27 protein-coding genes are annotated in these 26,182 nt (G+C 66.9%); 12 read left to right on the forward strand and 15 right to left on the reverse strand.

Annotated elements, in window-relative coordinates; genetic code table 11:
* Positions 1-36: 36 nt before the first annotated feature.
* Positions 37-630 (reverse strand): DUF1826 domain-containing protein, encoded by a 594-nt coding sequence (locus EDF57_RS05420; protein WP_134093388.1) that lies wholly within the window; start codon positions 628-630, stop codon positions 37-39.
* A gap of 105 nt (positions 631-735) precedes the next feature.
* Here EDF57_RS05420 and EDF57_RS05425 point away from each other — a divergent pair, with 105 nt between their 5' ends.
* A complete protein-coding gene (locus EDF57_RS05425) occupies positions 736-1,143 on the forward strand; it encodes a MerC domain-containing protein (protein ID WP_166675182.1) in 408 nt (135 codons plus the stop codon).
* Positions 1,144-1,474: 331 nt separating this feature from the next.
* Here the strand turns inward: EDF57_RS05425 and EDF57_RS05430 are convergent, their stop codons facing one another.
* Positions 1,475-2,854: a tetratricopeptide repeat protein gene (locus tag EDF57_RS05430; RefSeq protein WP_134093390.1), complete on the reverse strand. Its 1,380-nt coding sequence runs from the start codon at positions 2,852-2,854 to the stop codon at positions 1,475-1,477.
* Positions 2,855-3,007: 153 nt separating this feature from the next.
* Positions 3,008-3,466 (reverse strand): XRE family transcriptional regulator, encoded by a 459-nt coding sequence (locus EDF57_RS05435; RefSeq protein WP_132267590.1) that lies wholly within the window; start codon positions 3,464-3,466, stop codon positions 3,008-3,010.
* A 107-nt stretch (positions 3,467-3,573) separates the two neighbouring features.
* Between EDF57_RS05435 and EDF57_RS05440 the strand changes: the two genes are divergently transcribed.
* Positions 3,574-4,302, forward strand: a complete 729-nt coding sequence (locus EDF57_RS05440) for a murein L,D-transpeptidase catalytic domain family protein (RefSeq protein WP_134093391.1) — start codon at positions 3,574-3,576, stop codon at positions 4,300-4,302.
* 52 nt (positions 4,303-4,354) lie between these two features.
* On the opposite strand, the gene EDF57_RS05445 is transcribed toward EDF57_RS05440, so the two are convergent.
* Both EDF57_RS05445 and EDF57_RS05450 read right to left on the reverse strand, forming a co-directional pair.
* Complete coding sequence (locus tag EDF57_RS05445; protein WP_243840894.1) at positions 4,355-4,597, reverse strand: hypothetical protein; 243 nt, start codon at positions 4,595-4,597, stop codon at positions 4,355-4,357.
* A gap of 366 nt (positions 4,598-4,963) precedes the next feature.
* Entirely contained in the window at positions 4,964-5,374 is a 411-nt protein-coding gene (locus tag EDF57_RS05450) for a nuclear transport factor 2 family protein (RefSeq protein ID WP_314467299.1), read from the reverse strand.
* Positions 5,375-5,493: 119 nt separating this feature from the next.
* Between EDF57_RS05450 and EDF57_RS05455 the strand changes: the two genes are divergently transcribed.
* The 4 genes from EDF57_RS05455 to pyrC all read left to right on the forward strand — a co-directional run bounded on the left by EDF57_RS05455 (position 5,494) and on the right by pyrC (position 8,511).
* A complete protein-coding gene (locus EDF57_RS05455; protein WP_134093392.1) occupies positions 5,494-6,501 on the forward strand; it encodes an NADP-dependent oxidoreductase in 1,008 nt (335 codons plus the stop codon).
* A gap of 4 nt (positions 6,502-6,505) precedes the next feature.
* The gene (locus tag EDF57_RS05460; RefSeq protein WP_134093393.1) at positions 6,506-6,856 is read left to right on the forward strand and encodes a Rieske (2Fe-2S) protein; all 351 of its coding nucleotides are present in this window, start codon (positions 6,506-6,508) and stop codon (positions 6,854-6,856) included.
* Between the two features lie 76 nt (positions 6,857-6,932).
* A complete protein-coding gene (locus EDF57_RS05465) occupies positions 6,933-7,361 on the forward strand; it encodes a nuclear transport factor 2 family protein (RefSeq protein ID WP_134093394.1) in 429 nt (142 codons plus the stop codon).
* Positions 7,362-7,473: 112 nt separating this feature from the next.
* On the forward strand, positions 7,474-8,511 hold the full coding sequence (pyrC, locus tag EDF57_RS05470; protein WP_134093395.1) for a dihydroorotase: 1,038 nt from the start codon (positions 7,474-7,476) through the stop codon (positions 8,509-8,511).
* A 105-nt stretch (positions 8,512-8,616) separates the two neighbouring features.
* Here pyrC and EDF57_RS05475 read toward each other — a convergent pair whose 3' ends face one another.
* Entirely contained in the window at positions 8,617-11,136 is a 2,520-nt protein-coding gene (locus EDF57_RS05475) for a TonB-dependent receptor (RefSeq protein ID WP_134093396.1), read from the reverse strand.
* Between the two features lie 162 nt (positions 11,137-11,298).
* On the opposite strand from EDF57_RS05475, the gene EDF57_RS05480 reads away from it, so the two are divergent.
* Positions 11,299-12,309, forward strand: a complete 1,011-nt coding sequence (locus tag EDF57_RS05480; RefSeq protein WP_134093397.1) for an NADP-dependent oxidoreductase — start codon at positions 11,299-11,301, stop codon at positions 12,307-12,309.
* An 87-nt stretch (positions 12,310-12,396) separates the two neighbouring features.
* Here EDF57_RS05480 and EDF57_RS05485 read toward each other — a convergent pair whose 3' ends face one another.
* Both EDF57_RS05485 and EDF57_RS05490 read right to left on the reverse strand, forming a co-directional pair.
* On the reverse strand, positions 12,397-13,161 hold the full coding sequence (locus EDF57_RS05485; protein ID WP_134093398.1) for a glucose 1-dehydrogenase: 765 nt from the start codon (positions 13,159-13,161) through the stop codon (positions 12,397-12,399).
* Between the two features lie 43 nt (positions 13,162-13,204).
* A complete protein-coding gene (locus EDF57_RS05490) occupies positions 13,205-15,511 on the reverse strand; it encodes a TonB-dependent receptor (protein WP_134093399.1) in 2,307 nt (768 codons plus the stop codon).
* Positions 15,512-15,662: 151 nt separating this feature from the next.
* Between EDF57_RS05490 and EDF57_RS05495 the strand changes: the two genes are divergently transcribed.
* The gene (locus tag EDF57_RS05495; protein ID WP_134093400.1) at positions 15,663-16,676 is read left to right on the forward strand and encodes an NADP-dependent oxidoreductase; all 1,014 of its coding nucleotides are present in this window, start codon (positions 15,663-15,665) and stop codon (positions 16,674-16,676) included.
* 114 nt (positions 16,677-16,790) lie between these two features.
* On the opposite strand, the gene EDF57_RS05500 is transcribed toward EDF57_RS05495, so the two are convergent.
* Positions 16,791-17,549: an SDR family oxidoreductase gene (locus EDF57_RS05500; RefSeq protein ID WP_132267571.1), complete on the reverse strand. Its 759-nt coding sequence runs from the start codon at positions 17,547-17,549 to the stop codon at positions 16,791-16,793.
* 138 nt (positions 17,550-17,687) lie between these two features.
* Here EDF57_RS05500 and EDF57_RS05505 point away from each other — a divergent pair, with 138 nt between their 5' ends.
* Complete coding sequence (locus EDF57_RS05505; RefSeq protein ID WP_134093401.1) at positions 17,688-18,491, forward strand: SDR family oxidoreductase; 804 nt, start codon at positions 17,688-17,690, stop codon at positions 18,489-18,491.
* Between the two features lie 39 nt (positions 18,492-18,530).
* On the opposite strand, the gene EDF57_RS05510 is transcribed toward EDF57_RS05505, so the two are convergent.
* On the reverse strand, positions 18,531-20,159 hold the full coding sequence (locus EDF57_RS05510) for an AMP-binding protein (protein WP_134093402.1): 1,629 nt from the start codon (positions 20,157-20,159) through the stop codon (positions 18,531-18,533).
* A gap of 142 nt (positions 20,160-20,301) precedes the next feature.
* On the opposite strand from EDF57_RS05510, the gene EDF57_RS05515 reads away from it, so the two are divergent.
* Genes EDF57_RS05515 through EDF57_RS05525 form a run of 3 tightly spaced genes read left to right on the forward strand, consistent with a single transcriptional unit; the run spans position 20,302 to position 22,639 of the window.
* Positions 20,302-21,480, forward strand: coding sequence for an SRPBCC family protein (locus EDF57_RS05515; RefSeq protein WP_132267566.1), 1,179 nt, complete (start codon positions 20,302-20,304; stop codon positions 21,478-21,480).
* 14 nt (positions 21,481-21,494) lie between these two features.
* Positions 21,495-22,289, forward strand: coding sequence for a TIM barrel protein (locus EDF57_RS05520; RefSeq protein WP_134093403.1), 795 nt, complete (start codon positions 21,495-21,497; stop codon positions 22,287-22,289).
* A complete protein-coding gene (locus tag EDF57_RS05525; RefSeq protein WP_134093404.1) occupies positions 22,286-22,639 on the forward strand; it encodes an EthD domain-containing protein in 354 nt (117 codons plus the stop codon). Before EDF57_RS05520 ends, EDF57_RS05525 begins: the two co-directional genes overlap by 4 nt.
* On the opposite strand, the gene EDF57_RS05530 is transcribed toward EDF57_RS05525, so the two are convergent.
* The 5 genes from EDF57_RS05530 to EDF57_RS05550 form a co-directional block, all read right to left on the reverse strand.
* A complete protein-coding gene (locus EDF57_RS05530) occupies positions 22,636-23,049 on the reverse strand; it encodes a GFA family protein (protein ID WP_134093405.1) in 414 nt (137 codons plus the stop codon). The two genes, EDF57_RS05525 and EDF57_RS05530, sit on opposite strands and share 4 nt — an antisense overlap.
* 31 nt (positions 23,050-23,080) lie before the next feature.
* Positions 23,081-23,521 carry a nuclear transport factor 2 family protein gene (locus tag EDF57_RS05535; protein WP_134093406.1) on the reverse strand — a complete coding sequence of 147 codons (441 nt, stop codon included), beginning with the start codon at positions 23,519-23,521 and terminating at the stop codon, positions 23,081-23,083.
* 16 nt (positions 23,522-23,537) lie between these two features.
* Positions 23,538-24,224 carry an SDR family oxidoreductase gene (locus EDF57_RS05540; protein WP_132267557.1) on the reverse strand — a complete coding sequence of 229 codons (687 nt, stop codon included), beginning with the start codon at positions 24,222-24,224 and terminating at the stop codon, positions 23,538-23,540.
* Positions 24,225-24,362: 138 nt separating this feature from the next.
* On the reverse strand, positions 24,363-25,478 hold the full coding sequence (locus tag EDF57_RS05545) for an FAD-dependent monooxygenase (protein ID WP_134093407.1): 1,116 nt from the start codon (positions 25,476-25,478) through the stop codon (positions 24,363-24,365).
* Positions 25,472-26,182, reverse strand: coding sequence for a methyltransferase domain-containing protein (locus EDF57_RS05550; protein WP_134093408.1), 711 nt, complete (start codon positions 26,180-26,182; stop codon positions 25,472-25,474). The genes EDF57_RS05545 and EDF57_RS05550 overlap by 7 nt, the downstream gene beginning before the upstream one ends.

Raw genomic sequence — 26,182 nt, forward strand, 5'->3', positions numbered from 1 at the left:
GTCGCTCTGCGGGGAACCGAATCGGTGGAGCAGCGCTTAGCGGCTCGGGTTCGAATCGATAACCAGCACCAGGCGGGTTTCACCGGAGTCTGCGATGGGCGGTGACCGGTGCAGGATGGACGGTTGTTCGCGCAGCAGCCTGCCTTTGAACACGCCCACTTCTCCCGCTTTCAGCGCATGGATGCGTTCATGGTCCACGCGTTTCCACTGCGTTCCGACCCCGCGATAAGTGGTGATCGTGCGAAGCGTGACATAGTCGGCGTGGAACTTGCGGCAGGCGTCGGTCTCGACCACTTCGAGGCGGATCGTCACCCCCGGCTTTCCGGCAACCCCGGCGTGGAGGCGGGCCAGCAGCGCCACGTCGGCCAGCAGGGCCGGGCAGGGCGCATGGCCGCTTTCGACCAGGCGCGGGGCCAGCGCCGCCGCGGCCTGGTCCGCAAGGCACGTCAGCAGCACATCGTCGGCACGGTCGAGATCGAGCGTCTCCACCTCTTGCGCCAGGGAGGTGCCCAGCGCGCGCGTCCAGATTGCCAGGTCCACGTCGCCGCACGCAATGTCGTGAAGCGCCTCGGCGTCCGGTCCCAGGGACAGGGCCGTGCACGCGTCCGGGCGCTCCCGTTCTTTCTTCATGGCAGTTTTTTTCACGGCATGCCCTTTTCAACGGAGATCGCATCGCCAAATAGCAGTCAGAATGTAATGTTGTATCATCACTTGATCAAGCAGGAGCCGAATTCGATGAGCGAGCGTTGCGAAAGCCGGGACCATGTCCGGGGGCGGCTCCTGGCGGACATTGTGGAATCGACGGCGATCTCGGCCTCGACGCTCTGCATGATCCACTGCCTGGCGCTGCCGCTCTTGCTGTTCCTGCTGCCGGGGCTGCTGGGCGCGTTCTTCCAGTCCGAACTGTTCCATATTGCCGCGCTGGGGCTGGTGGCCCCGGCGGCGCTGGCAGCTTTCCTGCTGGGCTATCGCCGGCACGGCGCTGCGGGGCCGGCGATCCTGGGCGTCGGCGGCATAGCCTGTCTCGTGCTGGCGATCCTGAACAGCGACCATGCCCTTCTGGGTGAGACGGCGCTGACGGTGATCGGCAGCCTGCTGCTGGTCGCGGGCCATGGCTGGAACTGGCGCAAGCGGGTCGTCTGAGTGCAGCGCTATCTTCAGACGCAAAAAGTAGGCCCCGCGGGTCCTACACCCGACGGGGCCAGTTTATGGGTCGCTTTCTGCAAGCGCCGGCCGGTCAGATCCCCCGATCCCCGCAACTTCGTTGGAAGTTGCCGCCCCCGGCGCCCATGCACACGTCATACAACGAAACGCGTGATTCTATGATGATGCAAATTGCTGCAAATTGCGGAAGAGCGCTGAATTGCATCAGAAAGTCAGAACGATAGGGGCATGGCATCCCTGCCGAACGTGCGCATGAACACAGATCGAAAACCCGGCCTTTCAAAGCATTCCGCCTGACCCGATTTTCCTCTCAGGGAAGGGCCTGCCTGGGTACTGGCGGCACCAGTTGCTTCAGCAGGTCCATGACCTCGCGGTCGTCCTTCCACCCTGCTTCGATCCGGCGGGTGACCGGGCGCGAGTACCAGTGCTCGCCCAGCATGACGGCCTCGTGCATCAATTCCACCAATTGCTCACGGTCTTTCATCGACGCGGCGTAGAAGGCCGGTGTCTGGCGAATGCGCCGTCCGCCCTGCGCGATTTCGGAAAGGGCATCGGCAATCATCAGGCGGTGGGCATGGGCGGGATCCTCGGCGACCGCGCGGGTCATCCGGGCGGAGAGTCGTTCGGTGGCGGGATCGTGGCGCAGGCGGGCGAAGTCCGCGAATTCCCTTGCGAAACCGTGGATGTCGCCCTGGCCAAGATAGATCCACGATAGGCAGCTGCTGACCGTGGCGTCCTGCGGATAGGTGCGCTTGAGATCGAGCAGAGCGGCCAGCGCCTGCGCATCATGGCCGGCCTGCCATCTGGCCCAGGCGTGCTCCACCGCGATCGGCTGGGATCCGGGCAGGAGCGCCACGGCGCGCTGGTAATAGCGCTCCGCCCGGTCGCTCTCGCCAAGGTCGGAAAGGATGTTGGCCAGCCAGAAGTACGTCAGCCCGTCGTCGTCGTCGTCATGCAGGGCGTCGGCGAAGGCCTTGAGCGCGGCGGCGGGGTCGTTGTCCCACCAGTAGTCGATGAACCCCTCGGCGCGGTGTGCGCTGGCGAGGCCCGAATCGAGTTCGAGTGCCTTGGCCGCGGCGATCCTGGCCTTGCCGAAGGCTTCCGCGTCGCTGACATCGCCATATTCACGGTAGATCAGCCAGGTTTCGGCCAGTCCGGCGCGCGCGGGGGCATAGTCCGGCTCGCGCGCGATCACCGCGCCGTAAAGCTGGATCGCCGCTTCCAGGTCCTTGGGGCGGCGATGGGCCCAGGCGTCCCGCGCAGCGATGAAGTCGCGCGCGGCCGCCGGATCGCGGGGAAGCTGTTCATGGCGGTTTTTCGGCCAGGCCAGCAGTCCCGCCGCCAGCAGAAGCGGCAGCGCAATAGCCAGCGCCACGGGCCAGGACCAGCGCTTGCGGGCCGGAACGGGCGCGGCGAGAGGCAGGGGCGGCAGGGGTAGGGATGTCGATGCGGGCGGGGATGGCGCGGCTTCGGCGGCAGGTCCGGCAGCGCCTTCTTCCACGCCGGGATTGCGGCTTTCCCATTCCGCCAGTTCGTGCCGATAGGCGAAGACGGTTTTCTGCTTGCCGCCGGGAAGCTGGTGGATCGGCAGTCCCCGTTCGCGCGCCCACCGCGCGACCGTGGTGCGGTCCCTGCCGAAATAGGCCGCTATCGCTTTCCAGCCATCCAACCGGCGTTCGTCTGAAGTCATGCAGTTTCGCGACCCTGTGCCTGGCGCCAGCCTAGCTACTCAGGGCGAGGCGCTCAAGCCGGCACGCAAGCGAGGCGAATCGGGCAGGCAGGGCGGAATGGCGGCTTTCCGGGCACGCGGGTCCCGCCGCGTCCCATTTCCGGACGGTTGCCGTCAGCGTATCGCCTCGGCGCGGGCGATCAGCGCGTCGAGCGCCGTGCGGCCGTGGCGCAGTTCCTCGATGATCTTGCGCAGCTCCGCCACGGTGATCCGCGAGCCGCCTTCGCTGTCCACGGACTGGACCTCGACGATTCGGTGCAGGGCTTCGACGATGGCGAGGACGGGGTCCATCGGCAGGGTGGCATCGGCCAGCGGCACGGCGCGCACTTTGCCAAGGGCCAGGAAGGGGTCGATCGCGCCCGGTCCGAACTCCTGTTCGATTCGCGCGAGAATCAGTGGATCGAGGCTCGTCGCCCGGCCGCGCGCATTGCGGATCGTCCCGGTGGAGCAGCCCAGTCGGGTAGCCAGCTGGGCGTCGGACAAATCCCCGTTCTTCTGGAGGTTACGGATGATCGAAGCGACCGCCAGGCGGTAGTCCTCACTCGAAAGTCTAGCGGATCGGCCTGTCGTCATGGTGTATGAACCTTTCACGTCTTTCGATGCGGGGACAAGAGCTTGTGGCGAAGGAGGCGAATCTGGCCAAGACTTTGTCGACGGAATCGCTATATGGCACCGAGGATATGAAGTTCAGCCGTCGCAATCTGATCGTTGCAGCCACCGCGTTCGCAGCGACATCGTCCTCTGCAGCCCGCGCCATCTCGTCCGCATTGCCGGAGCGGGGGCGTGGTGCTTCGCTTGTCCTCCCCAACGTCGGGCCCAAGACCGGGCCGAACGCGGGCTCGATCGCGCCGGTGTCCCCGGCAGCCTTGCCGCCGGTGCCCGCGCCGTTCCAGCCCGAGGGAATCCGCGCCGAGCTGTTCGATGCCGCGATGAAGGCGCTGGACCGCCACGATCGTCGCGTGAAGCGTGACCGGATCGGCGTGGTGGATTTCTCGGCCTCGTCCTCGCAGCCGCGCTTCCACCTGGTGGACCTAGACAATCGCAAGATCACGTCGCTGCCCGTGGCCCACGGCAGCGGCTCCGATCCCGGCCATACCGGCTGGTTGCAGCGGTTCTCGAACCGTCCCGGCTCCAACGCCAGCAGCGAAGGCGCCTATCTCACCGCCGACTATTACTATGGCGGCCACGGCCGTTCGCAGCGGCTCGTGGGCCTGGACGATACCAACAGCAACGCGCTGGAACGGGCGATCGTCATCCACGGGGCCTGGTATGCGGAGCCGAACATGATCGGGGCCCATGGTAAGCTCGGCCGCAGCCAGGGCTGCCTCGCGGTGGGGGACAGCCTCCTGGGCCGCGCCTTCGACCACCTCGGCGAGGGCCGGATGATCTACGCGGCCAAGATGGCCTAACCGGCCCGCCGCTGCCTTGCGGCCGCCGAGAAATCCCGGCGGCGCGGTAGCTTCAGATCGTCACCAGCGCGCTCACCCGGTGCGAGAAGGGGTGATTGGGCGTCGATCCCCGGCTGATCTGCGAGAACATGCCTTCACCCAGATCGGCCAGCTTGGCTTCCACCAGCGGCAGATCCTCGCCCCGCTTGACGTCGAGATGGACGTGGAGCTTGCCCTTGAATTCCAGCGTCACGTCGTCCGCCTCGGCGATCCGCTCGCGCAGGTCACCCAGGATGGCGGAAAGCTGTTCGTTCAATGACGGTCTGGACGAGCCGGTCCGGGGGTTCGTGGAATCGATCGAGTAAACCGTTGCGTCCTTCGGCATTCGTGGTCCCATGCTGATTGCTGCCAATGCGAGCATAACATTTCAGCGCCGATAAAGAACGTTCCGGCGAACCTTTCTGTGCATTTCTTTTGGAGTAGGGGACGGTTTTCCGCCGTTTCTGACGCTTCACGCCCTGATTTCATCGGCCGAGTCGGGGTGTTTTCGCGCTGAATTCAGACGAGATTTTCGCTGCGGCGCACCCCGCTGTGGCATCTTTGCCGCAATCGTGTGCCGCAATCGTTGGCGCTGTTATCGCCGGAGCCCCGGTGCGACCCGGAGGGCATCCCGGCCTGCTTTTCAGGCCTGGGCCGTCTTGGCGCGACTGGCTGCCACGAAGGGAGCGGCGTCGTAATAGAAGGGCTTGATCTCGCAGCACTTTCCGTCGCGAAAGCGGAAGCGCTCGCAGATCTCGGCGGGCGGCAGGGCGGGATCGGCGAAGCGCAGCGACAGGATCGTCACGGCATAGTCCTTGCCCGCCGTGGTTTCGATCCGGTCGAGCGCGACCACGTCGCACAGGCCCATGACTTTGGCGTAGAGTTCGCGCAACCCGTTGCGGCCGCGATATTCGCCGGCCATCGGCAGGCTGTCCGCCTCGTGAGCCACGAAATCCTCGGTGAGCATGGCCGATGCCGTGTCCCAGTCGCCCGCGCCGGTGGCGGCATAGAGGCGGTCGACGAAATCGATCATCTGTTCGGGACTCATGGTCATGGCAATGCTCCTCTTCCCGCGCTCTGCTTGTGGCCGGGACTGTGACAAAGGCCGGAAATTCCCGAACCTAGCGTTTCGACTAGCAGTCCCCGCGGCCGCGCGGCGTCTAAGCTGCGCGGATGGGAAAGGTCAGACAGATAGTCCTGGCGAGGCGGCCGCAAGGCGTGCCCGTGGGGGAGGATTTCCGCCTTACGGAAACCGAATTGGCACCGCCGGGACCGGGCGAGTTCCTGGTGGCGATGCGGGTGGGCTCGGTCGATCCCGCGATCCGGGGTTTCCTTGACGACCGGCCCAGCTACGTCGAGCCGGTGGCGCTGGGCGCACCGATCAAGGGCATGTCGCTGGGCGAGGTCGTGGCATCCCGGCATGCGGACTATCCGGTGGGCACTTTCGTGCGCGCTTTCGCGACCTGGTCTGACCACTACGTTCTTTCCGGCGAGGCCTGGGGGTTGGAAAAGGTCAACCGGCAGACCGATACCGAACTGCATCACTACATGGGCGCGCTTGGCCCGGTGGGGCTGACGGCATGGGTCGGCCTGTTCGCCGTGGGCGAGGCGAAGCCGGGCGAAACCGTGGTGGTCAGCGCCGCCGCGGGCGCGACCGGGTCCACCGTCGGTCAGATCGCCCGGGCGCGGGGCTGCAAGGTGATCGGCATCGTCGGCTCGCCCGAGAAGGCCCAAGTGATCCGCGACCTCGGCTTCGACGCCGCCATCGACTATCGCGCCACGCCGGACATCGCCGCCGAAATCGCCAGGGCCGCGCCCGAGGGCGTGGACGTCTATTTCGACAATGTCGGCGGCGAAGTGCTGGAGGCGGTCCTGCCGCTGATGCGCCTTCATGGCCGCGTCGCCGTCTGCGGCATGGTCGGCCAATACAACGATGCCGACCATCCCCACGGCGTGCGCACGCTCTGGCAGCTCGTCGTCAACCGCATCCGCATGCAGGGCTTCATCACTTACGACTACCCGCAGGTGCTGGGGCAGGCGCAGGCCGAGCTGGACGCCTGGGTGGCGGAAGGCAAGCTGAAGCCGCTCGCCAATGTGCGCGACGGGTTCGAGACGCTCCCCCAGGCCTTCATCGACCTGATGTCGGGCCGCACCATAGGAAAGACTCTTGTCCGGATCTGAGACCATGAGCGAAACCTGGCATTCCCTGCTTGCCGAGGCCGATTTCCCCGAAGAAGGCAAGCTGGCGGCGCGCGTGGCCGGGTGGAGCGTGCTGGTGCTGCGCACCGAGGAAGGCTTCAATGCCGTCAACGATCGCTGCACCCACCAGGCGGCGCTGCTCTCCGGCGGGAAAGTGCGGCGCGGCGCGATCATGTGCCCGCTGCACGGCGCGCGGTTCGAGGCGGCGACCGGCCGCTGCATCGGCGGCGCCTATGCGGACTTGCGAAGGTTCGAGCTGCGGATCGCGGACGGCATGATCGCGGTGGCCGTGCCCGATACCCCGCCCGGCCCAGACGAGCGCCCGGTGGAAACCTGAAAAGCGCCGGTGCCGCCACGATGTGCCCGGCAGGCATGGGCGGACCGATTTGCGAGAACCAGAACAGGAGACGACGATGCCCTACACCGGACCGTTCGAGGACCGCCTCGCCATTCGGGAGCTGCTGGAGACTTATGCCGATGCGGTGACGCGCCGCGATGCGGAGGACTGGGGCGCGACCTGGGCCGAGGATGCCGAATGGTCGCTGCCGGACTATCCCGAACTGGGCACGACGCGGGGCCGCCCGGCCATCGTCGCCATGTGGACCGAGGCGATGAAGGCCTATCCCGGCATCCTGTTCCAGGCCTGGCCCGGCTCCATAGAAGTCTCCGGCGACAGCGCGACGATGCGCAGCTACACGGCGGAAGTCTATGACCACGACGGCGTGACCAAGCGCGACCGGGGCGTCTACGAGGACCGCTGCGTGAAAGTGGACGGGCGCTGGCTGTTCAGCAGCCGCTCTTTCCGCAATGTCCACCGCCAGCATGGGCCGAAGGGCTGCTGAGAAGGGCAGGGCTGCCATGACGATCCTTGGGCCGATATTCGCGTCTTCCCCCGCTGCGGATTGCGCCAAATCCGGAATCGACGCCGCGCATCCAAGCGCGTAGAGCGCAGGCATGACCTCGCAGATAACGATCCGCCGCCCCGACGACTGGCATGTGCATCTCCGCGATGGCGAGATGCTGGAAGCCGTCGTCGGCTATACCGCGCGCCAGTTCGCGCGCGCCATCGTGATGCCCAACCTCACGCCGCCGGTCATCACCGTCGCCGCGGCAGAGGCCTATCGCGGGCGTATCCTGGATGCGCTGCCCGCCGGTGCGGACTTCACGCCGCTGATGGTCTGCTATCTCACCGATGACGCCGATCCGGCCGAAATCGCCCGCGGCTACGAGCAGGGCGTGTTCGCCGCCTGCAAGCTCTACCCCGCCCATGCCACCACCAATTCTGCTCACGGCGTCACCGATATCCGCAAGCTCACCGGCCTGCTGGAAACCATGCAGCGGATCGGCATGCCGCTGCTGATCCATGGCGAAGTGACGGACCGCGATATCGACATCTTCGACCGCGAGGCCGTGTTCATCGAGCGCGTGCTGACGCCGCTGGTGCGCGACTTCCCGGCGCTGAAGATCGTGCTGGAACACATCACCACGGCCGAGGCGGCCGAGTTCGTGGCCGGCAGCGGGCCGCAGATCGGCGCGACGATCACGCCGCAGCATCTCATCATCAACCGCAACGCCATCTTCGACGGCGGCATTCGCCCCCATGCCTATTGCCTGCCCGTGGCCAAGCGCGAACGGCACCGGCTGGCGGTGCGCAAGGCGGCGGTCTCGGGTTCGCCCAAGTTCTTCCTGGGCACTGACAGCGCGCCGCACGGCATCGGCCGCAAGGAAGCCGCCTGCGGCTGCGCGGGCATCTTCAACGCGCCCTATGCGATGGAAAGCTACGCGCAAGTCTTCGACGAGGAAGGCGTGCTGGACCGGCTGGAAGGCTTCGCGTCCGAGCATGGCCCGAACTTCTACGGCCTGCCCCTGAACGAAGGCACGGTGACGCTGAGGCGCGAGGACGTGACCGTGGAGGACGTGGTTACTCACGGCGAGATCCGCGTCGTGCCCTTCCACGCGGGCGAGACCATGCGCTGGCGCTTCGTCGGCTGAGCGCCTGACTCCGCCTTTTGCGCTGCGCCACCGGCGCGCGGTGGAAGCGGATAGGAAAAGGCCCGGCCTCCTTGCGGAGGACCGGGCCTTTTCCTTGCGCGGGGATCAGAACTTCTTGGTGACTTCGACCATGACCGTGCGCGGCAGGGTGCCGAAGCCGAGCTGGTCGGCCTTCACCCCTGCCGGCGTGCCGGTGCCGCTGCCGGTGGAAGGACCGTCGACCACGCCGGTGACGTAGAAGCGGTTGGTCAGGTTCTTGCCGATCACGGCCAGCTGCCAGTTGTCGTCTTCGGCCCCGAAGCGGATGCCCGCGTCGAGCGTGACGTATTTGCCCTGCTTCGAAAGCGGATTGCCGAAGGCCGAGGCATAGTAGGTGTCCGAGTACTTGGCATCGACGTTCATGCCCAGCTTCATCGCCGAGCCGACCGCCATCTCGTAGTTGATGCCCAGGTTGCCGGTCCAGCGCGGTGCGACGGAGAGCGACTTGCCGCCGAGGTCCTGGCGGCTGTTGCCCGCCAGGTTGCAGCCTTCCGCGGGGGTCTGGCCGGCGTAGCAGGGGGCCAGCGGGAAGTCGGTGTAGCGGGCCTTGTCGTAGTTGATGGAGCCGTGCAGGTCGAGCCCGGGCACGCCATTGGGCGCGAACTGGAATTCGGCTTCCACGCCCTTGGTCCGCGCATCGGCGGTCAGCGTCTGGAAGGCGAAGATTGGCGAGTTGAAGAAGTCCACCTGCAGGTTCTTGTACTTGTAGTTGAAGGCCGTGACGTTGAAGCGCAGCTGGCGGTCCAGCAGGGTGGACTTGAAGCCCAGCTCGTAGCCCTGCGCCTTCTCGGGGTCGAACGTCAGGTCGGCGTTGGGATCGGTCGACAGCTTCGAATTGATGCCGCCGTTGGAGAACCCGCCCGACTTGTAGGCGGTCTTGTAGGCCGCATAGACCATCAGGTCGTCGGTCGGCTTCCAGGTCAGCGTCGCTTCCGGGGACCAGTTGGTGAAATGCTGGCGCGCGGTCACTTCGCCCAGCCCGTCGGGGTCGTTCCGGTCGCGGAAGATGCCGGTCAGCAGCGGGTTGTTGTAAGGCTGGGTGAAGAAGCTGTTCTTGGTCTCGTCCGAATAGCGCACGCCGCCGGCCAGTTCGAGGGTGGGCACGATCTTGTAGGTGAGCTGGCCGAATACGGCCATGGTCTCGCCCTTGGTGAAGCTGCTCTTGGCGCTGGCGACATATTCGAGACCGGCCGGCGCGGCCGAGTTGGAGACGCCGCCGGTCATCACGTATTGCTCGAAATCGCGCTTGGTCTTCTGGTAGAGCATGCCCAGCATCATGTTGAACGGCCCGTCGAACTGCGTAAGGGCGCGGAATTCCTGGCTGAAGGCCTTCCAAGAGGAGTTCTCGGTCGCCCAGGTGCTGCCCGGGCCGGTGCCGCTGTTGCTGGACTGGAAGTCGCAGGCGCAGGTCCAGCGGTTGTTGTTCCACTGGTAGTTGGTGACGGAGGAGAGCTGCAGCAGGTCGGCGTCATACGTCACGTTGAGCGTGCCGCCTGCCGAACGGTAGCGGTTGTAGAGCTGGCCGTCCTTCTTGGCGAAAGGATAGGTGGCGGCGACGTCGGCCGGCATGTTGTTCTGGTGCGTGACGAAATCCTTGCCGCAGGGATAGCCGTTGAGCTGCGAGGTCTGCCCGTTGCCGCAGGCATAGGCCACGTAGTTCCACGAGGAATTGTTGACCTCGTTGAAGTCCACCGTGCCCTTGAGGCTGACGGTCAGGCGGCTTGTCGGTTCCCATTTCAGAGTGCCGCGGGCCAGGAATTCCTCTTCGCCCGGCGCCTTGTGCGCGGCTGGCGTGGCGATATGCGAGGTGGGATTGCCATTGCCGCCTGCCAGGATGCTGACGGCATCGACGTCGGTGAAGGTGACGTCTTCAGCGACGTTGCGATAGTAGCCGCCGTCCATCTTGGAATAGCGCGCAGCCAGGCGAATGCCGAGAGTTTCGGTCAGGGGCATCGAGGCATAGCCTTCGACGCGGTATTGCTGGCTGCGGAATTCGTAGCCGCCCTTGATCTGGAACTCGGGCGTGGGGGTGGGATCGGCGGTGGTGATCGAGATCACGCCGGCCGTGGCGTTCTTGCCGAAGAACAGCGCCTGCGGGCCTTTCAGCACTTCCACGCGGGCGAGATCGAAGAAGCCCTCCTGGATCACGCGGCCCTGGCCGTAATAGGCGCCGTCGACGACGACTGCGACCGATTGCTCGATGCCGATCGAGGTCGAGGAAGACCCGATGCCGCGCAAGGTGAGCTGCGCGCCCGAGCCGTTGGACGCACGCCCGACGTTGAACTGCGGCGCGATGGCGGCGATCTTCTCCACGCTGGTGATATCGCGCGAGGCGATCTGTTCGGCGGAGATCGCGGTGACGGCCACCGGCACGTCCTGCGCGGTTTCCTGTCGCTTGCGCGCGGTGACGATGATGTCGTGGATGCCGCCGGTCGCCACGGGGCTGCCGGTGGTCGATTCGCCCTGCGTTGCCGGGGGCGCGGCGCTCGGCGTCGATGGGGCTGTATCCTGCGCGGCGGCGGGCAGCGCCATGAGCGTCATGGTCAGCGTCGTCGACGTGAGCAGGATCGATTTCGAGAATCGCATTTCAGGACCTCCCACATGTTCTTCTTGTCCCGCCTTGGTAGGCCCGGCGGCGCGCGCGGCGGCCTGTGCAAACGGATAGTCCTATCAGTTTGCACAGGTGGCGGGCCGGGGCGGCGCGGGCGACGGTGGCGGTTCGGCCCGCGCGGCCCATGGAGAGGCACCTTGACCGGCAATCGTTTCTGGCGGCTCGACCGTCATCCCGAAGGCAATAGGGATTTCGCCCGTTTCCTGACCCTGTGCGAGGAAGCCCCGGCGCCGCTGGCGCCCGGCGAAGTGCGCATTGCCACCGCGTGGCTGTCCATGGACGCGGGCACCCGCATGTGGATGAGCCCGCGTACAGACGGCTATCAGCCGCCCTTGCCGCTGGGCGCCAGGATGGTGGGCCTGGTGCTGGGCCGGGTCAGCGAGACGCGCGATCCTGCCTTTCCGGTCGGCACCCTGGTGCGCGGCTTCGGGCAATGGGCGGAACAGGCGGTGGTCGTGCCTGCGCTCGCCGGGCTGGAAGCGGTGGACGAGGGGCTGGCCGATCCGCGGCAGCACTTCGGAGCGCTGGGGATGAACGCCTGGACGGCCTATGTCGGCGTGAAGGAAGTGGCGGCGGTGCGCCCCGGCGAATGGCTCGCCGTTTCCGCCGCAGCCGGGGCCACCGGCAGCCTGGCCTGCCAGGTCGGCCGCAATCTCGGTGCGAAAGTGGTGGGCATCGCCGGCGGCGCCGAGAAATGCCGCTGGCTGGTCGAGGACCTGGGCGTCGATATGGCCATCGACTATCGCGGCGAAGACGTGGCGGCGCGGCTTGCCACGATCGACGGCGGGATCGGCGCGTTCTTCGACAATGTCGGTGGGCCGATCCTCGATGCGGTGCTGCCCCATATGGCGCATTACGGGCGGGTGGCGATCTGCGGCATGGTGGCGGGCTATGACGGCGATGCGCCGATGCCCGGGCCGGCGCGCTTCGACCAGATCCTGATGCGGCGCCTGCGGGTCGAGGGGTTCTTCATTCCCGACTTCCTGGAGCGCGGCGCCGAGTTCCTGCCGGTGCTGCGCGGGTGGCTCGATGCCGGGAAGCTGGCGATGCGTTTCGACGAGACGGCGGGGATCGAGAACGTGCTCACCGCCTACGAGCGGATGCTGACCGGGAAGAACATCGGCAAAGTGGTGGTGAAAGTGGCCTGAAGGCGGAACGGGCGGTTCATGGAAACGTCGCCCCGGATCCGATCCGGGGCGACGCGATCCACACTCGTCCTTTCCCGACCGCGCCGGTCACATCGCGGTGACGCCCCCGTCCACCACGAATTCGCCGCCGGTGATGTAATTGGCTTCGTCGCTGGCGAGGAACAGGATCATGTTGGCGATGTCCAGCGGCGCGCCCATGCGCTTCATCGGGATCGAGGCGACGATCTCCTTGAAGCCTTCCGGGTTGTCGCTGCGGGCGACGTCCTGCATGGCCGTCTCGATCATGCCGGGGTGGACCGAGTTGCAGCGGATGCCCTCGGCCGCGCATTCCATCGCCACCACCTTGGAGAAGATCCGCACCCCGCCCTTGGCCGCGCCATAGGCCCCGCACATCGGCACGCCCACGAGGCCGCCGATGGAAGAGAGGTTGACGATCGAACCCCCGCCGCCGGTCTTGCGCATCAGCTCCACGGCCCGGCGGGTGCCCAGGAATACGCTGTCGAGATTGACCTTGTTCTGCTTCTCCCAGTCGGCCAGCGACAGCGCGGTCAGCGGCTTGAGCACGGCGATGCCGGCATTGTTCACCAGCACGTCGAGCCGGCCGTGGCCTTTCTCGATCGCCTGGAACAGGTCTTCCCATCCCGCTTCGCTGGTCACGTCCTGCGCCAGCGCCTCGGCCTGGCCGCCGGCATCGCGCAGGGCCGCCGCGACGCTCTCGGCGCCGCCCGCGTCAAGGTCGGTGACATAGACGAAGGCCCCTTCTTCCGCGAAGCGCCGCGCGGTGGCGGCGCCCAGGCCGCGTTCGTTCCCGGCGCCGGTAACCAGCGTGATCTTGCCTTCCAGACGACCCATGCTTTCGATCCTTCCAAATTGCCTGCCGCTCCTGAACCAGGAGCTAGAATTTCACGCCGACCGTGGCGCCGTATGTCCGCGGTTCCAGCGCCATGCCGAACGAGAACAGCCCGGCGACGGTGAAGGCGTGAGTGGTGGTCTTCTCGTTGAGGAGGTTGCGGCCGAACACGCGGAAGTAGGCTTCCTTGTCGCCGATATCGAAGTTGAAGGTCAGGCTGCTGTCGACCAGATCCTGCGTGGTGGTGCGCACGCGCGGGTCGTTGCCATTGACCACGACGCTGGTGACCGTGCCGGCGCTGTCCGTCGCCAGGGTGAGCGGCCCGAGCGAGATCTGCTCGTCATAAGGGCTGATATGGCGCCAGCCCGCCGTGGCGACGATCTTGCCGAAGCTGGTGGGCACCGAATAGTCGGCATTGACCGAGCCGGTGAACTTGGGGGCGTAGATCAGCCTGTTGGCGGAATAGTCGAAGGGCACGATCAGCGCGCCGTTGATGCCGTCGGTCACGAAGTTGCGGAAGTGGGACTTCATGTAGGCGGAGGAGGCGGTGATCGTCAGTTCGGGCGTGATGCGCAAGGTGGCATCCATCTCGATGCCCTTGATGATCGCGCCGCCCGGCACGTTGCCGGTGATCGTCTGGTTGCCCAGCGGGCCGCCCGGCACGGTCAGGTTCTGCTGCATGTCCTTGTAGTCGGAGATGTAGCCGGCGATGTTGACTTCCACCCGCTTGTCGAAGGCGGCAAGCTTGGCGCCGATTTCATAGGCATCCACCGTTTCGGGCTGGAACGGCGTGCCGGCGGTCTGCGCCGTCGCCGCGCGCGGGCTGAAGCCGCCCGAACGGTACCCGCGCGACCAGGAGGCATAGAGCATCACGTCGTCGTTCGGGCGATAGTCGACGCCGATCTTGGGCGTGAACTTGGTGAAATTGGCATCGCCCGAGCCGATCAGGCCCGCCTGCGCGAAGCTGTTGGTCAGCTTCTTGTTGTCATGCGACCAGCGACCGCCGAACGAGAGGCGCCACTTGTCGGCAAAGGCCCAGTTGAAGTCTCCGAAGAAGGCGTAGCTGGTGGTCTTGCCGACATTGGTCTGGGGATTCTGGTCGAATTCCATCGGCGGGATCGAGGGGTCGAAGCCGAAGAAGCGCGTCCACTGCGTCAGGTCGTACTTCGAATGGAAGTAGTAGCCGCCCACCACATAGTCGAAACCGGTGAAGAGATTGCCCGCTGCGCGCAGTTCCTGGCTCCACTGGGTATAGTGCTGGCGGCGGTCCACGTAGTAGAGATCGGTGGAGGAACCATCGAAGTCCTGGGTCTGGGCTTCCTTGCTGTGGCGCCAGCCGGTGATCGAGCTGAGCTTCACCGCGCCCAGGTCGTAATTCATCTGCAACGTGGCATTGGGCGCACGGTACTTGCTCTTCGCGGGAAGCGTGAAGACGGTGTAGAGATCGCTGGTGTTGTTGCGGTTGCACTCGTTGGCCGGGATCAGTCCGCAGAACAGTTCGGTGCTGTTGGTGAGGTTGCTCACCACCGGCTCGAAGTCCTGCACCACGTTCTCGACGCTGAGCTGGGCGTCGAAACCGCTGCCGGTGGGCTGGAACAGCAGGCTGGCGCCGTAGCTGTCTCCCTTGCTGCCGCCCGCGCGGGTGTCGCGGATGGCGTTGTGGTAGAAGCCGTCGGATTCGTTGTGGAAGTACCAGCCCTTGATGCCCCAGGTCTCTCCATCGCCGTAATTGACGATGGCCTTGGCCGCCCAGGTGTTCCAGCGGCCATAGGTGAATTCGGCCTTTACGCCGGGCTCCATGGTCGGCTTGGTGCGGGTGATGTTGATGACGCCGCCGATGGTGTTGGCGCCGAACAGCGTGCCTTGCGGGCCGCGCAGAACTTCGATCTGGGCAATGTCGAACGCGTCCTGGAGCTGGCCGGTGCTGGTGCCGATCGTCACCCCGTCCACCACCACGCCCACGGTGGGCGTCTGGGACTTTTCGATATCGGCGTAAGTCAGGCCGCGGATCGAGATATTGGCCGCCTGCGCGCCCGAATTCTGCTGGGTGATGAGCAGGCCCGGTGCCGCGCCCTGCAAGTCGCCGATGTTGACGGCCGCCTTGTTCTCCAGCATCGCGGCGTTGACCGCGGTGATGGCCACGGGCGTGGACTGCAGCGTTTCCGCGCGGCGGCGGGCGGTGACGATGATCTCGGTCGCGCCGATGGGAGATGGCTGCGTGGCGGCTTCCGAAGCGGGGGCAGGTGCCTCTCCCGGAATTTCGCTTTGCGCCTGTGCCGGAGATACGATGCAAGTGAGCGCGCTTGTCGACAATGCGACAAGCCACGCTCCGCGACGACGTGCGGATGCCATTGGTTTCCTCCCTCTCCCCGACTATTCGTGTAGCCGACTTTACTTGATCACTATGCTACGAATTCGAGAGATACCCGAACTGACCATTTGCACAGGTGCGGCGGGGCCAGTGAACGACAAGTCAAGGCAGGCTGGAGAGGAGAACCTTGTCATGACTGCCAACCGCCGTTTCCTGCTTGCGCGCCGCCCCCGGGGAGAACCCGCGGCGGAAGACTTCGCCCTTGTGGAAACAGCGGTGCCGGCGGCTCCGCCCGGCGGTATCCTGGTGCGCAACCACTACGCCTCGCTCGATCCCGCGCAGCGCGGGTGGATGGACGATGCGCCGAGCTACATGCCGCCGATCCCGCTGGGCGATGCGGTTCGCGCGACCACGGTAGGCGTGGTGCATGCCTCGGACAATCCAGAGTTCCGCGTGGGTCAATGGGTGATGGGGCTGAACGCGCTGGAGGACTATTCGGTGGCGATGCCGGGCGGGTTCACCATGGCGATCGACATCGCTGCGGTGGCCTCCCCCCCGAACTATCTCTCGGCGCTGGGCGCGGTGGGGCTGACGGCCTATTTCGGCCTGCTGGAAGTGGCCCAGCCGCGCGAGGGCGAGACGCTGCTGGTGTCCGGCGCGGCCGGAGCAGTGGGGTCCGCCGTGGGCCAGCTTGGCAAGATCGCCGGTTGCCGGGTGGTCGGCATCGCGGGCGGGGCGGAGAAGTGCCGCCGCCTGATCGAGGACTACGGCTTCGACGCCGCCGTGGACTACAAGGGGAAGGACCACGCAGCCCTCGTCGCCGCGATTGCCGAAGCGGCGCCGGACGGCGCCGATATCGTGTTCGAGAACGTGGGCGGGCCGGTGCTGGAGGCGGAAGTGTTCAACCTCGCGCTCCATGCGCGGATCGTGCTCTGCGGACTCATCAGCGAATACAACGCGCCGGAGAAGCTGGGCCTGCGCAATCTCTGGCAGGTGCTGACGCGGCGGGCGACGGTGCACGGCTTCCTGATCGCCGACTACGCTCACCGCTTTGCCGAGGGCGGCGCGCAGATGGCGCAGTGGCTGGCGGAAGGGCGGCTCCGCGCGGATGAGGACGTGCAGGAAGGGCTGGAGAACGCCTATGCGGCGTTCATGCGGCTGTTTTCCGGGGCGAATACGGGCAAGCTGGTGTTGCGGATCGCCTGAGCGCGGGCCTGCGAGCGGCCGATCAACCGAAGACCTCGTCGCTCCGCGCGCCACCGCGAAAAAAGACGGCGGACCTTGCGGTCCGCCGTCAGCTCCGTGCTTGGAGGGTAACGCCTAGAACTGCACGCGCTTGGTATAGCCGCCATCGACCACGACATTGGTGCCGGTGGTGTAGGACGAGGCTGCGCTGGCGAGGAAGACGATGGTGCGCGCCACTTCCTCCGGTCCGCCCCAGCGGCCCAGCGCGAATGCGGCTTCGGTGGCCTGGTAAAGCTCGGGCATGGCCTGGCCGATGGCTTCCCAGTTGCCGCCGGGGAACTTGATCGGGCCGGGCGAGACGCAGTTCACGCGAATGCCCATGGGGCCGACCATCTGGCTGAGCTGACCGGAATAGGCGATCAGCGCCGCCTTCATCGCGTTGAAGGCCTGAGGCACGATGAACGTCTCGGTCCCGGCGGTGGAGGCCATGATGACGATGGCGCCGGCGCCCGATTTCTCCAGCCAGGGCTGCAGGGTCTCGCAGCCGAGCACGGTGCCCTTGATGTCGGCGGCGAAGCAGGCTTCCCAGTCTCCGGTCGCGCCGGAGCCGGAGGCGCTGGCGCCGGGCACGAACACGTCGCAGCCGCCGAGCTTTTCAGCGGCGGATTTCAGCCATTCGACGTAAGCGTCGTGGTCCAGCATGTCGAGCGCCTCACCGACCACGATGCCGCCGTGGCGGGCGAGCGACTCGACGGTTTCCGCCACTTGTTCGGCATTGCGCGAGAAGAATGCGATGTCGCAGCCTTCCTCCGCGAAGACTTCCAGCGCCGCACGGCCGATGCCGCGGCTGCCGCCGGTGAGAATGACTTTCTTGCCCTTCAGTCCAAGATCCATGGCTGCCTGTCCTCTGCCTTCGCGCGTTGTTCTGTGCGCCGGTTGTCGCCGCTCACGAGGGCGGGGGCCACTCCTATTTTGGTCAGGAACGGCGCGCCGCCCGCCGTGCTAGCCCCATGGAACAACCGGGAGAGAACGATGGGACGACTGCAAGGCAAGCGCGCCGTGATTCTGGGCGCCAGCAGCCCGGACAACATGGGCCAGCACATCGCCCGGCGCTTCATCGCGGAAGGCGCGCGCGTGCTGGTTTCGGGCCGCAAGGAAGCGGTTCTGGCCGAGTTCTCTGCGCGCAACCACTGCGAATGGGCCGCGTGCGACCTCACCGACGCGCAGAGCGTGGAGGGGCTGGCCGAGGCCGCCGCCGCGAAGCTGGGCGGCATCGACATTGCCCTCAACGCCACGGGCTGGGGGCTGCTGAAGCCGTTCCTGGACACCACGCACGAGGATGTGATGGCGATGACCATGCTCCAGTACGTCGGGCCGTTCCATTTCTTCCAGTCGATGCTGCGGCGCATGGCGCGCAGCCGGGGCGGCGAGGGCGGCTCGATCATCCAGATCAGTTCCGCCACGGCAACGATCATGCTGGACGATCACGCCGCCTACATGGGCACCAAGGCGGGGACCGACCATGTGATCCGCTGCGTGGCGAACGAATTCGGGCGCGAGGGGGTACGGGCTAACTCGATCTCGCCGGGGTTGACCGATACGCCGATGACCGCCGATGCCAAGCAGGTGCCCGGCCTGTTCGACGCCTTCCTGACGGGGTATCCGCTCGGCCGCATCGGCACGTCCGACGACATCGCCGCCGCCGCCGTCTGGCTCGCCAGCGACGAGTGCTTCATGACCGGCGAGAATCTTCAGGTGAACGGCGGCCTGACCCTGCGGCGCAATCCGATGAAGAGCGAGATCGACGCGGCCGTGGCGGCAGCCATGGAAGGATAGGCCGGGCGCCGTTCCGCCCGGATCAGGTCCCGGTCGGCGTCACCGCACGCATATCTTCGCCCGCACATCCTCACGCAGCAGGTCCTTGCGCACTTTGCCGGAAGCGGTGCGCGGGAAATCCTCGCGGAATTCGAAGCGCTCCGGGATCTTCTGCCGCGCCAGGCCGCTCCCCGCGACATGGGCGGCCAGATCCTCGGCCGAAATCAGGCCCTCCGCCGCGATCACGTAAGCGCAGACACCTTCACCCAGCCGCGCATGCGGCATGGCGACGACGGCGGCCTCGCGCACCAGCGGATGGGCGTGGAGCACGTCCTCGATCTCCTTGGCGGAGATATTCTCGCCGCCGCGGATGATAAGGTCCTTCTTGCGGCCGGTCACCGTGATTGCCCCTTGGGCCGAGCGCACGCCGAGGTCGCCGGTGCGGAAGAAGCCGTCCGCGGTGATCGCCTCGCGCGTCTGGCCGGCGTCGGCATAGCCCAGCAACATGCCGGGCCCGCGCGCAAGGATTTCGCCCTCCTGGCCATCGGGCAGGGCGTGGTCCTCGTCATCGACGATGCGGACCTCGTAATCGACCACTTTGCCGTCGGTAATGGCGGCCAGGTGCTCGTCGTGCGGCCAGCCGAACGTCACCAGCGGCACTTCGGAGGCACCGAAGACGCGGAAGGCGCGGCACTGCGCGAAAGCGGCGTTGGCAGCGGGGATGAGGTCGGCCGGAACCGCCGCGCCGCCGCAAGCGAAGAAGCGGAACGAGGGAAGCGGATTGCCCGATTCGCGTGCCGCCGCCGCCAGTTCGACCAGGAACGGGGTCGCCGCCACGGTGCCGACCAGCCGGTGCCGGTCGATCAGTGCCAGCGCCTCGCCGGCGTTCCAGCTTTCCATCAGCACCGTGCGCGTGCCGCAGACGAAAGGCGCTTCCAGTCCGTTGGCATAGCCGGAGACATGCGTGACGGGCGAGGGCATCAGCGCCGCTTCGCCGGACGCGAAGCCCCAGTGCGCGGCGCTTGTCCGCAGGATGCGGGCGATAGACACATGGCTATGCAGCACGCCTTTGGGCCTGCCCGTCGTGCCCGAGGTATAGAGAACCATCTTCACGCCCAGCGGATCGACGGCGGGCCGGTCGAAGCGAGCGCCGCGCCCTTCCGCGACCAGCGCGGCATAGTCGTTTCCGCCGCTGCCGCGCACCGTGAAGACATGGCGCAAGTCCGGCAGATCGGCGGCGATGCGCGCGGCCATGGCGGCATAGTCGAACTTGCGGAAGGCCGCCGGCACGAACAGCGCGGCGGCGCGGCAGTCGGCCAGCATCTGCGTGACTTCATGGTCGCGGTAGATCGGCACGATCGGGTTGACGACCAGGCCCGACATCGCGGCGGCCAGGTTGATGACCATCGCCTCGCGCCAGTTCGGCACCTGGAAGGCCAGCACATCGCCCGGCCGCAATCCGCGCGCATGGAGCGCGGCCGAAAGAGCCTCGGCATCGGCCAGCGCCTGCGCGCGGGTGACGGAAACATCGCCGTCGACCAGGGCCACGAAGTCTGGGTCCGCCTCGGCCAGCGCGGCGGCCTGCTGCGCGATCGTGCGTTCGTCCCAGACGCCGGTACCGGCATAGGCGGCAAGGTGCTGCGGCGGCGTTTCGAGCCACGCCCAGGGGCTGTCGTTCCTCTCCATCATCGCCGATGACTGCCCTTGCCGGTGGTCGCGGCCAACTGGCCAAAGTACCAAGCTTTCTGTTCGACCTATCACCTTGCGCAGCTTGCCGCCACTCGCGGCGGCGCACAGGATCGCAGTCGATAACGATGCGGGAGAGGACCGAGTGGACCGCGTGAAGCAGATTGGCGATGTCGCCGAAATCATGCTCGACTATGTCGAGAACAGGAAGACCTTCCAGACGGACCGGACGTTCAAGGTCCCCACCGCCAGCTATACCGACCGGGACCAGTTCAACGCCGAGATGGAGCTGGTGTTCAAGCGCGTGCCGCTGATGCTGGCCTTTACGGCGGAAATGCCGAATCCCGGCGATTACAAGGCGATGGAGGCCGTTGGCCTGCCGGTGCTGATCACCCGCGACAAGCAGGGGCAGGTGCGCGCCTTCCTCAACGTCTGTTCGCATCGCGGTGCGCCCGTGGCCGCCGACGGACACGGCAACTGCGCGCGCTTCACCTGCAAGTACCACGCCTGGACTTACGGGGCGGACGGCCGCCTGCTCGGCATTTCCGAGGCGAGCACTTTCGGCCAGGTCGACAAGGCCGAAATGGGCCTGCGCCAGCTTCCCTGCGAGGAGCGCAGCGGCATGATCTTCGTCTGCCTCACGCCCAATGCGCCGATGGACCTCGACAACCATTTCCGGGGCTTCCTGGAGGATTTCGACGCGCTGGACTTCGCGGACTGGACCTATCTGGGCAACCGCACCATCGAGGGCGCGAACTGGAAGATCGCCTTCGACGGCTATCTGGAGGGCTATCATTTCCAGTCGCTCCATCCCGAAACGATCTTCCCGCGCACGCCGTCCAACTGCACGCATTACGAGGGCTTCGGCCCGAACATCCGCATCGGCTTTCCCCAGCATTCGATCGCCGAGCAGCTGAAGGACGTGCCGCGCGCGGAATGGGGCAACAAGGAGAACTATGGCTACGATTTCGTGCGCATCTTCTTCCCCAATGTCTCGATCTTCATCGCGCCGGAGATCACCCAGGTCGCCCAGCTTTTCCCGGGGCCGACGCCGGACCGTAACCGCACGGTGCTGAACTACCTGCGCCGCGATCCCATCCGCGACGAGGCCGACCGCGAGGGCGTGGAAGCGGCCATGAACTTCTTCCGCGATGTGACCTATCAGGAAGACTACGTGATCGGGCTGGAGATCCAGAAAGGCCTGGAATCCGGCGCACATGACGACCTGACTTTCGGCCGCAACGAAAGAGGCAACCAGTACTTCCACGAGTGGCTGAACTGGTACCTCCAGGACGACGCCTCCCTTCCCGAACCGCAGATGTAGGGCGGGCGGGACAGATGGCGCGCAAGCTCTCGCTCGCCTCGGGCGTGCTGCCCGAATTCGGCGCGGTCGACGTGGTGGAGGCCGGTGCGGCGACGGGTTTCGACGCCGTCGGTCTCTGGATAGACCCCGAGACATGGAGCGCACGGCACACCCGCGAGGCCCGCGCGGCGCTGGCGCGCACCGGGATGCCGGTGCTCGACGTGGAAGTGGTGTGGATCAAGCCGGACTCCGCGCTGGACGATCATCGCCGCGTGATCGATGTGGGCGCGGAGCTGGGCGCGGGGAACGTGCTCTGCGTTTCCTCCGATCCCGACCACGGCGCCGCGGCGGCGAAGCTGTCAGCACTGTGCCGCCATGCCGAGGGTTCCGGGATGCGCGTGGCGCTGGAGTTCGGCATCTTTACCGAGGTCCGGAACCTGAAGCAGGCGCTCGCGGTGACCGGGCGCGTGGATCATCCGCTGGCGGCGGTGCTGGTCGATCCGATCCATGTCGACCGCTCGGGCACGACGGCGGCCGAAGTGGCCGCGATCGATCCGGCGCTGTTGCCTTATGCCCAGTTCTGCGACGCCCGGGCGACGCGGCCCGATCCCGCCGATTTTGCCGCCGTGATCGCCGATGCCGTGGACTTTCGCGAGCAATGCGGGGAAGGCGCTCTGCCCCTGGCGGCGCTGCTGGAAGCGCTGCCGGCGGACGTGCCGCTCTCCATCGAACTGCGCTCGGCCGCGCTGCGCGAGGCGTTCAGCCATCCGGCCTTGCGCGCCAAGGCCGTGCTCGATGCCACGCGCGGCTGGTTGGACAGGCTGGCATGACCGTCACCGTCATCACCCTGCTCAAGCGCCGCGAGGGCATGAGCCGGGAGCAATTCCGCGCCTATTACGAAAGCCACCACCGCCGCATCGGCGAACGCGTGCTGGCCGGCCATGCCACGCGCTACGTGCGCCGCTACCTCGCCCCGCTCGATGGCGTGGACCAGCCTTGCGATGCCGACGTGGTGATGGAGATCGACTTTCCCGACGAAGCTGCGCGCGATGCCTGCTTCGCCGCCTTGGCCGAGCCCGCGACCCAGGCGATGATCGCCGAGGACGAGGCGCGCCTGTTCGACCGCGAGCGGATCCGGGCTTTCAGCGTAAGCGAGTCGGTGTCGGTGCTCGATCCCTAGTCGGGAGGCAAAGCGTCGAACATCGGCAGGCCGTCGCAGATCGGGTCCCAATCGGCCTTGGAACCGGCGAAGATATGCGCGCTGGGCCGGATGGTCGGGCTGTCCAGCAAAGTGCCCAGCGTCACATGGACATATCGCTGTTCGCGAACGAGGGAGAACAGCAGCGATCCGCAGCGCGCGCAGTGGCCGTCATGGCTGCCCCGTTCGCCCTCGCCACTCTCGCCATAACGCAGAAGCCGCTCGGGCGCGTGGACGCGCAGCCGCTCTGCCCGAATGCCGGCGAAAGGCTTGGACCCTGCTCCCGTCGCCCGGCGGCACTGCGAGCAGTGGCAGATCAGCGCATATTCGAAGTCGTCCTCCACCTCGTACGTGCAAGCGCCGCAGAGGCAGGAGCCCTGAAGGATTCGCATGTCGGAAGGTATCTGCCGTTCAGCCGCCGTTTCAATCCTCCCGCGCGTCCATCGTGGTATATTCGCGGCGCGTGAAGCGCCAGGATCCCTCGATCCGCGCCAATTCGTCGGCATAGCGGCCGCGCAGGCGCAGGGTCTCGCCGGAAGCGGGGTCTTCGAAGATTTCCGAGGTATAGGAGATCGCGGTCGCAGCATCGCCCTCGACGCGAATCTCGCCGGGGTGGGCGACATAGATCATCGCTCGCTCGCCGCCGCCCAGCCCATAGCGTTTCATCGATTCCACCCAGGCCGCGACAATGGCGGCCTTGCCCGAATAGCCGCCGAGGTCCGGGAACTCGGGAAGCGCCCAATAGGCGTCCTCCGCCCAGGTTCCGCCCCAGGTTTCGGCATCGCGCGTCATCACGCCGTGGGCATATGTGTCCAGCAGTTCGCGGATCAGGATGCGGTCTTCCAGCGGTCCGGTAAAGGCCATTGCAGGGTTCTCCAGGTTACCAGGCGTGGGTTTCGCCGTTCCACTTGTAGAACCCGCCCGACATTTCCGGTGTCAGCCGCTGCGCCAGGGCGGCGATGCCCTGCGCGCTTTCCAGCGGGGTGAGTTCGGCGGCGGGGCCGCCCATGTCGGTCTGGACCCAGCCGGGGTGCACGCTGATCGCGATGATGCCGCGGTCTTTGGTGCCCAGGGCCACCGAAACCATCAGCCGGTGCAGGGCGGCCTTGGAGGCGGAATAGGCCTCGTAGCCCGGATAGGGCCAGGTCGAGGCGCCGACCTGGCTGCCGAAGCTCACCACTTTCGCGCCGGATCCAAGGCGCGGCAGGAAGGCCTGGAACACCCGCATCGGGCCATTGACGTTGACGTTGAACACATCCAGCCAGTCAGCGAAATCGGCGCTCTCCAGCTCGGAATCGGTGCTGCCGGAAACGCCCGCGACATTGTAGAGCACATCGATCGCGGCATCGCCGGTATCGGCCGCGCCTGCCTTTACCGAGGCATCGTCTGCCACGTCCATGGCGTGAAGCGTCACTTTCCCGCCCGAGCCTGCGGCAACGCCGCGAAGTGCGTCCGCACCATCGGGATCGCGCAGCAGGGCGAAGACACGGTCGCCCTTCGCCAGGTGCAGTTTGACGAGTTCCAGCGCGATGCCGCGCCCCGCCCCGGTGATTGCCACGTTCGCCATCGACAAATCCTTTCACGGGGCGATTTTCCCAGCGCCCACCAGCCGTTATCATCCTCTTGCGCGCAAGCCTATCAAAGGGCGGCGGCGGGCTGACCTCTCCATTCGATCAGGGCGCTGTGGCGACGTAACCGGACCGCCTCAACGCGAGGGGCTCTCCCGCAGCCGGGTCGCCGCGGCGAGACGGCCGAGCAGGGGCGGCCATAGCCCGAGCAGGCCCGAGGCCAGCCGCGCCGCGATGGGCAGGCCCGTCACCCGGTGGAGCGCCATGGCCTTGCGGACTTGCGGCGTCACTTCGCGGCGCAGGCGGCGGGTATAGTCGGCGGAAGAAAGCCCGGCGAGCCATGCCTCCACCGCCAGGGCCGCGCTGCGCAAGGCGATGGCCATGCCGTCCCCGGTGAGCGGCGCGGTGAGCACGGCCTGGTCGCCCAGCCGGAACAGGCCGTCGCGATCTTCCGATGGGCGGTGGACATAGCCGTAAGGCAGGCCGGCGATCGAGCAGGGCCGCTCGAACAGTTCGCTGGCGCCGTCGAGCCGCCGCGCGACATGCTCGTCGCGCCCGAGTTCGGCCAGCAGCGCGCTCCAGGAACCGCCGAAGCGGTCCTTGCGGACCAGCACGCAGAAGTTCATCACCCGCGCGGCCACGCGCTGCAGCCCCAGATAGCCGCCCTCGACGAACACCAGTTCCACGGCATTGCCCAGCGCGGCGTCCTGCTCGGGCGTGATGCGCCAGTGCATCTTGAAACCCACGTAGCCGGAGCTGCCGCCACCCGCGGGCTCCCTTCCGGCACCGCGAATATCGTGCTTGCCGGTGGCGAGGAACCGCGCCGGCGCATCGAACCGGCCCGCGCTGGTGTCCATGCCCGCCGCGTCCAGGCCGATCACTTTCACCCCGCGCCGCACTTCGGCCCCGGCCGCTTCCGCGGCTTCCAGCAGGGCCTCGTCGAGGAGCAGCCGGCTCACCCCGAGCCCGGTGAAGGGCAGGCGCGATTCCGCGCTGCTGCGCCCGTTGACCAGCCGCACCCGGTCGATCGCCACGGCGCCCAGCCGAAGCGGCTCGAACGCCATGTCGCGCAAGTCACGCTGGGCTTCCACCGACAGGAATTCGCCGCAGACCTTGTGGTGCGGCCCGGCCTGACGCTCGAACAGCTGGACGCGCGCCCCCGCCCGCGCCAGCCGCAAGGCGGCCGAGGCACCCGCGGGGCCGCCGCCCAGCACGGCGACTTCCGATTCGGCCGGATCGTCCGGGCCTACCATTTCCGCCGTTCCACGCAGTAGCGGAACGGGAAGCGCCAATGGACCTGGGCGCGATCCTCCAGCTCCGCGGCGGCCAGCAGCAGGGCCCAGTCCTGGCGGCGAAAGGCGCGGGCGATGGAGAGCGGCCCGTCGTGGCGGACGAAAGGATGCCAGCGCACCGCCCCCGCCAGCAGCGAGAAGCCGTGATAGGCGAACCAGTGCCGGTGCAGGTCGTTGACGAACCAGCCGAGCGCGGCCTTGCGCTCCATCCATTGCAGGAATGCCACGATCCCGGCGTCGTCCATGTGGTGCGTGACGAGCGAACTCACCACCAGGTCCACCGGCTCGTCCGGGGCCACGGCGAAAGCGTCCCCGGTGCGGAAGTCGATGGCGAGATCGGGCGGCGTCAGGCGGCGGGCCACGGGTTCGCTGCGGGGGTTGATGTCGAAGCCGATCAGCCGCAGCAAACGCCCCCGTTTCCGCCCGTGCCGCGCCAGCGCGCGCAGCATGTCGCCCGCGCCGTAGCCCACATCGACCACGGTCAGCGTGCGGGCGGGCGGCGTGGCGGCGAAAGCACGGTCCAGGAAGGCCAGGGTCGGCGGGCGGGCCAGGGTGACGGTGTTGACCTGGGCCAGGTCCTCGATGCAGGCGGCGAATTCCTGCGCGGTCACGGCTTCGCCATCCATCCATTCCGCCTCGTGGGAGCGATGGCGAAGGCCGCGCAT

The sequence above is a fragment of the Novosphingobium sp. PhB55 genome, assembly GCF_004368805.1.
Classification (GTDB): domain Bacteria; phylum Pseudomonadota; class Alphaproteobacteria; order Sphingomonadales; family Sphingomonadaceae; genus Novosphingobium.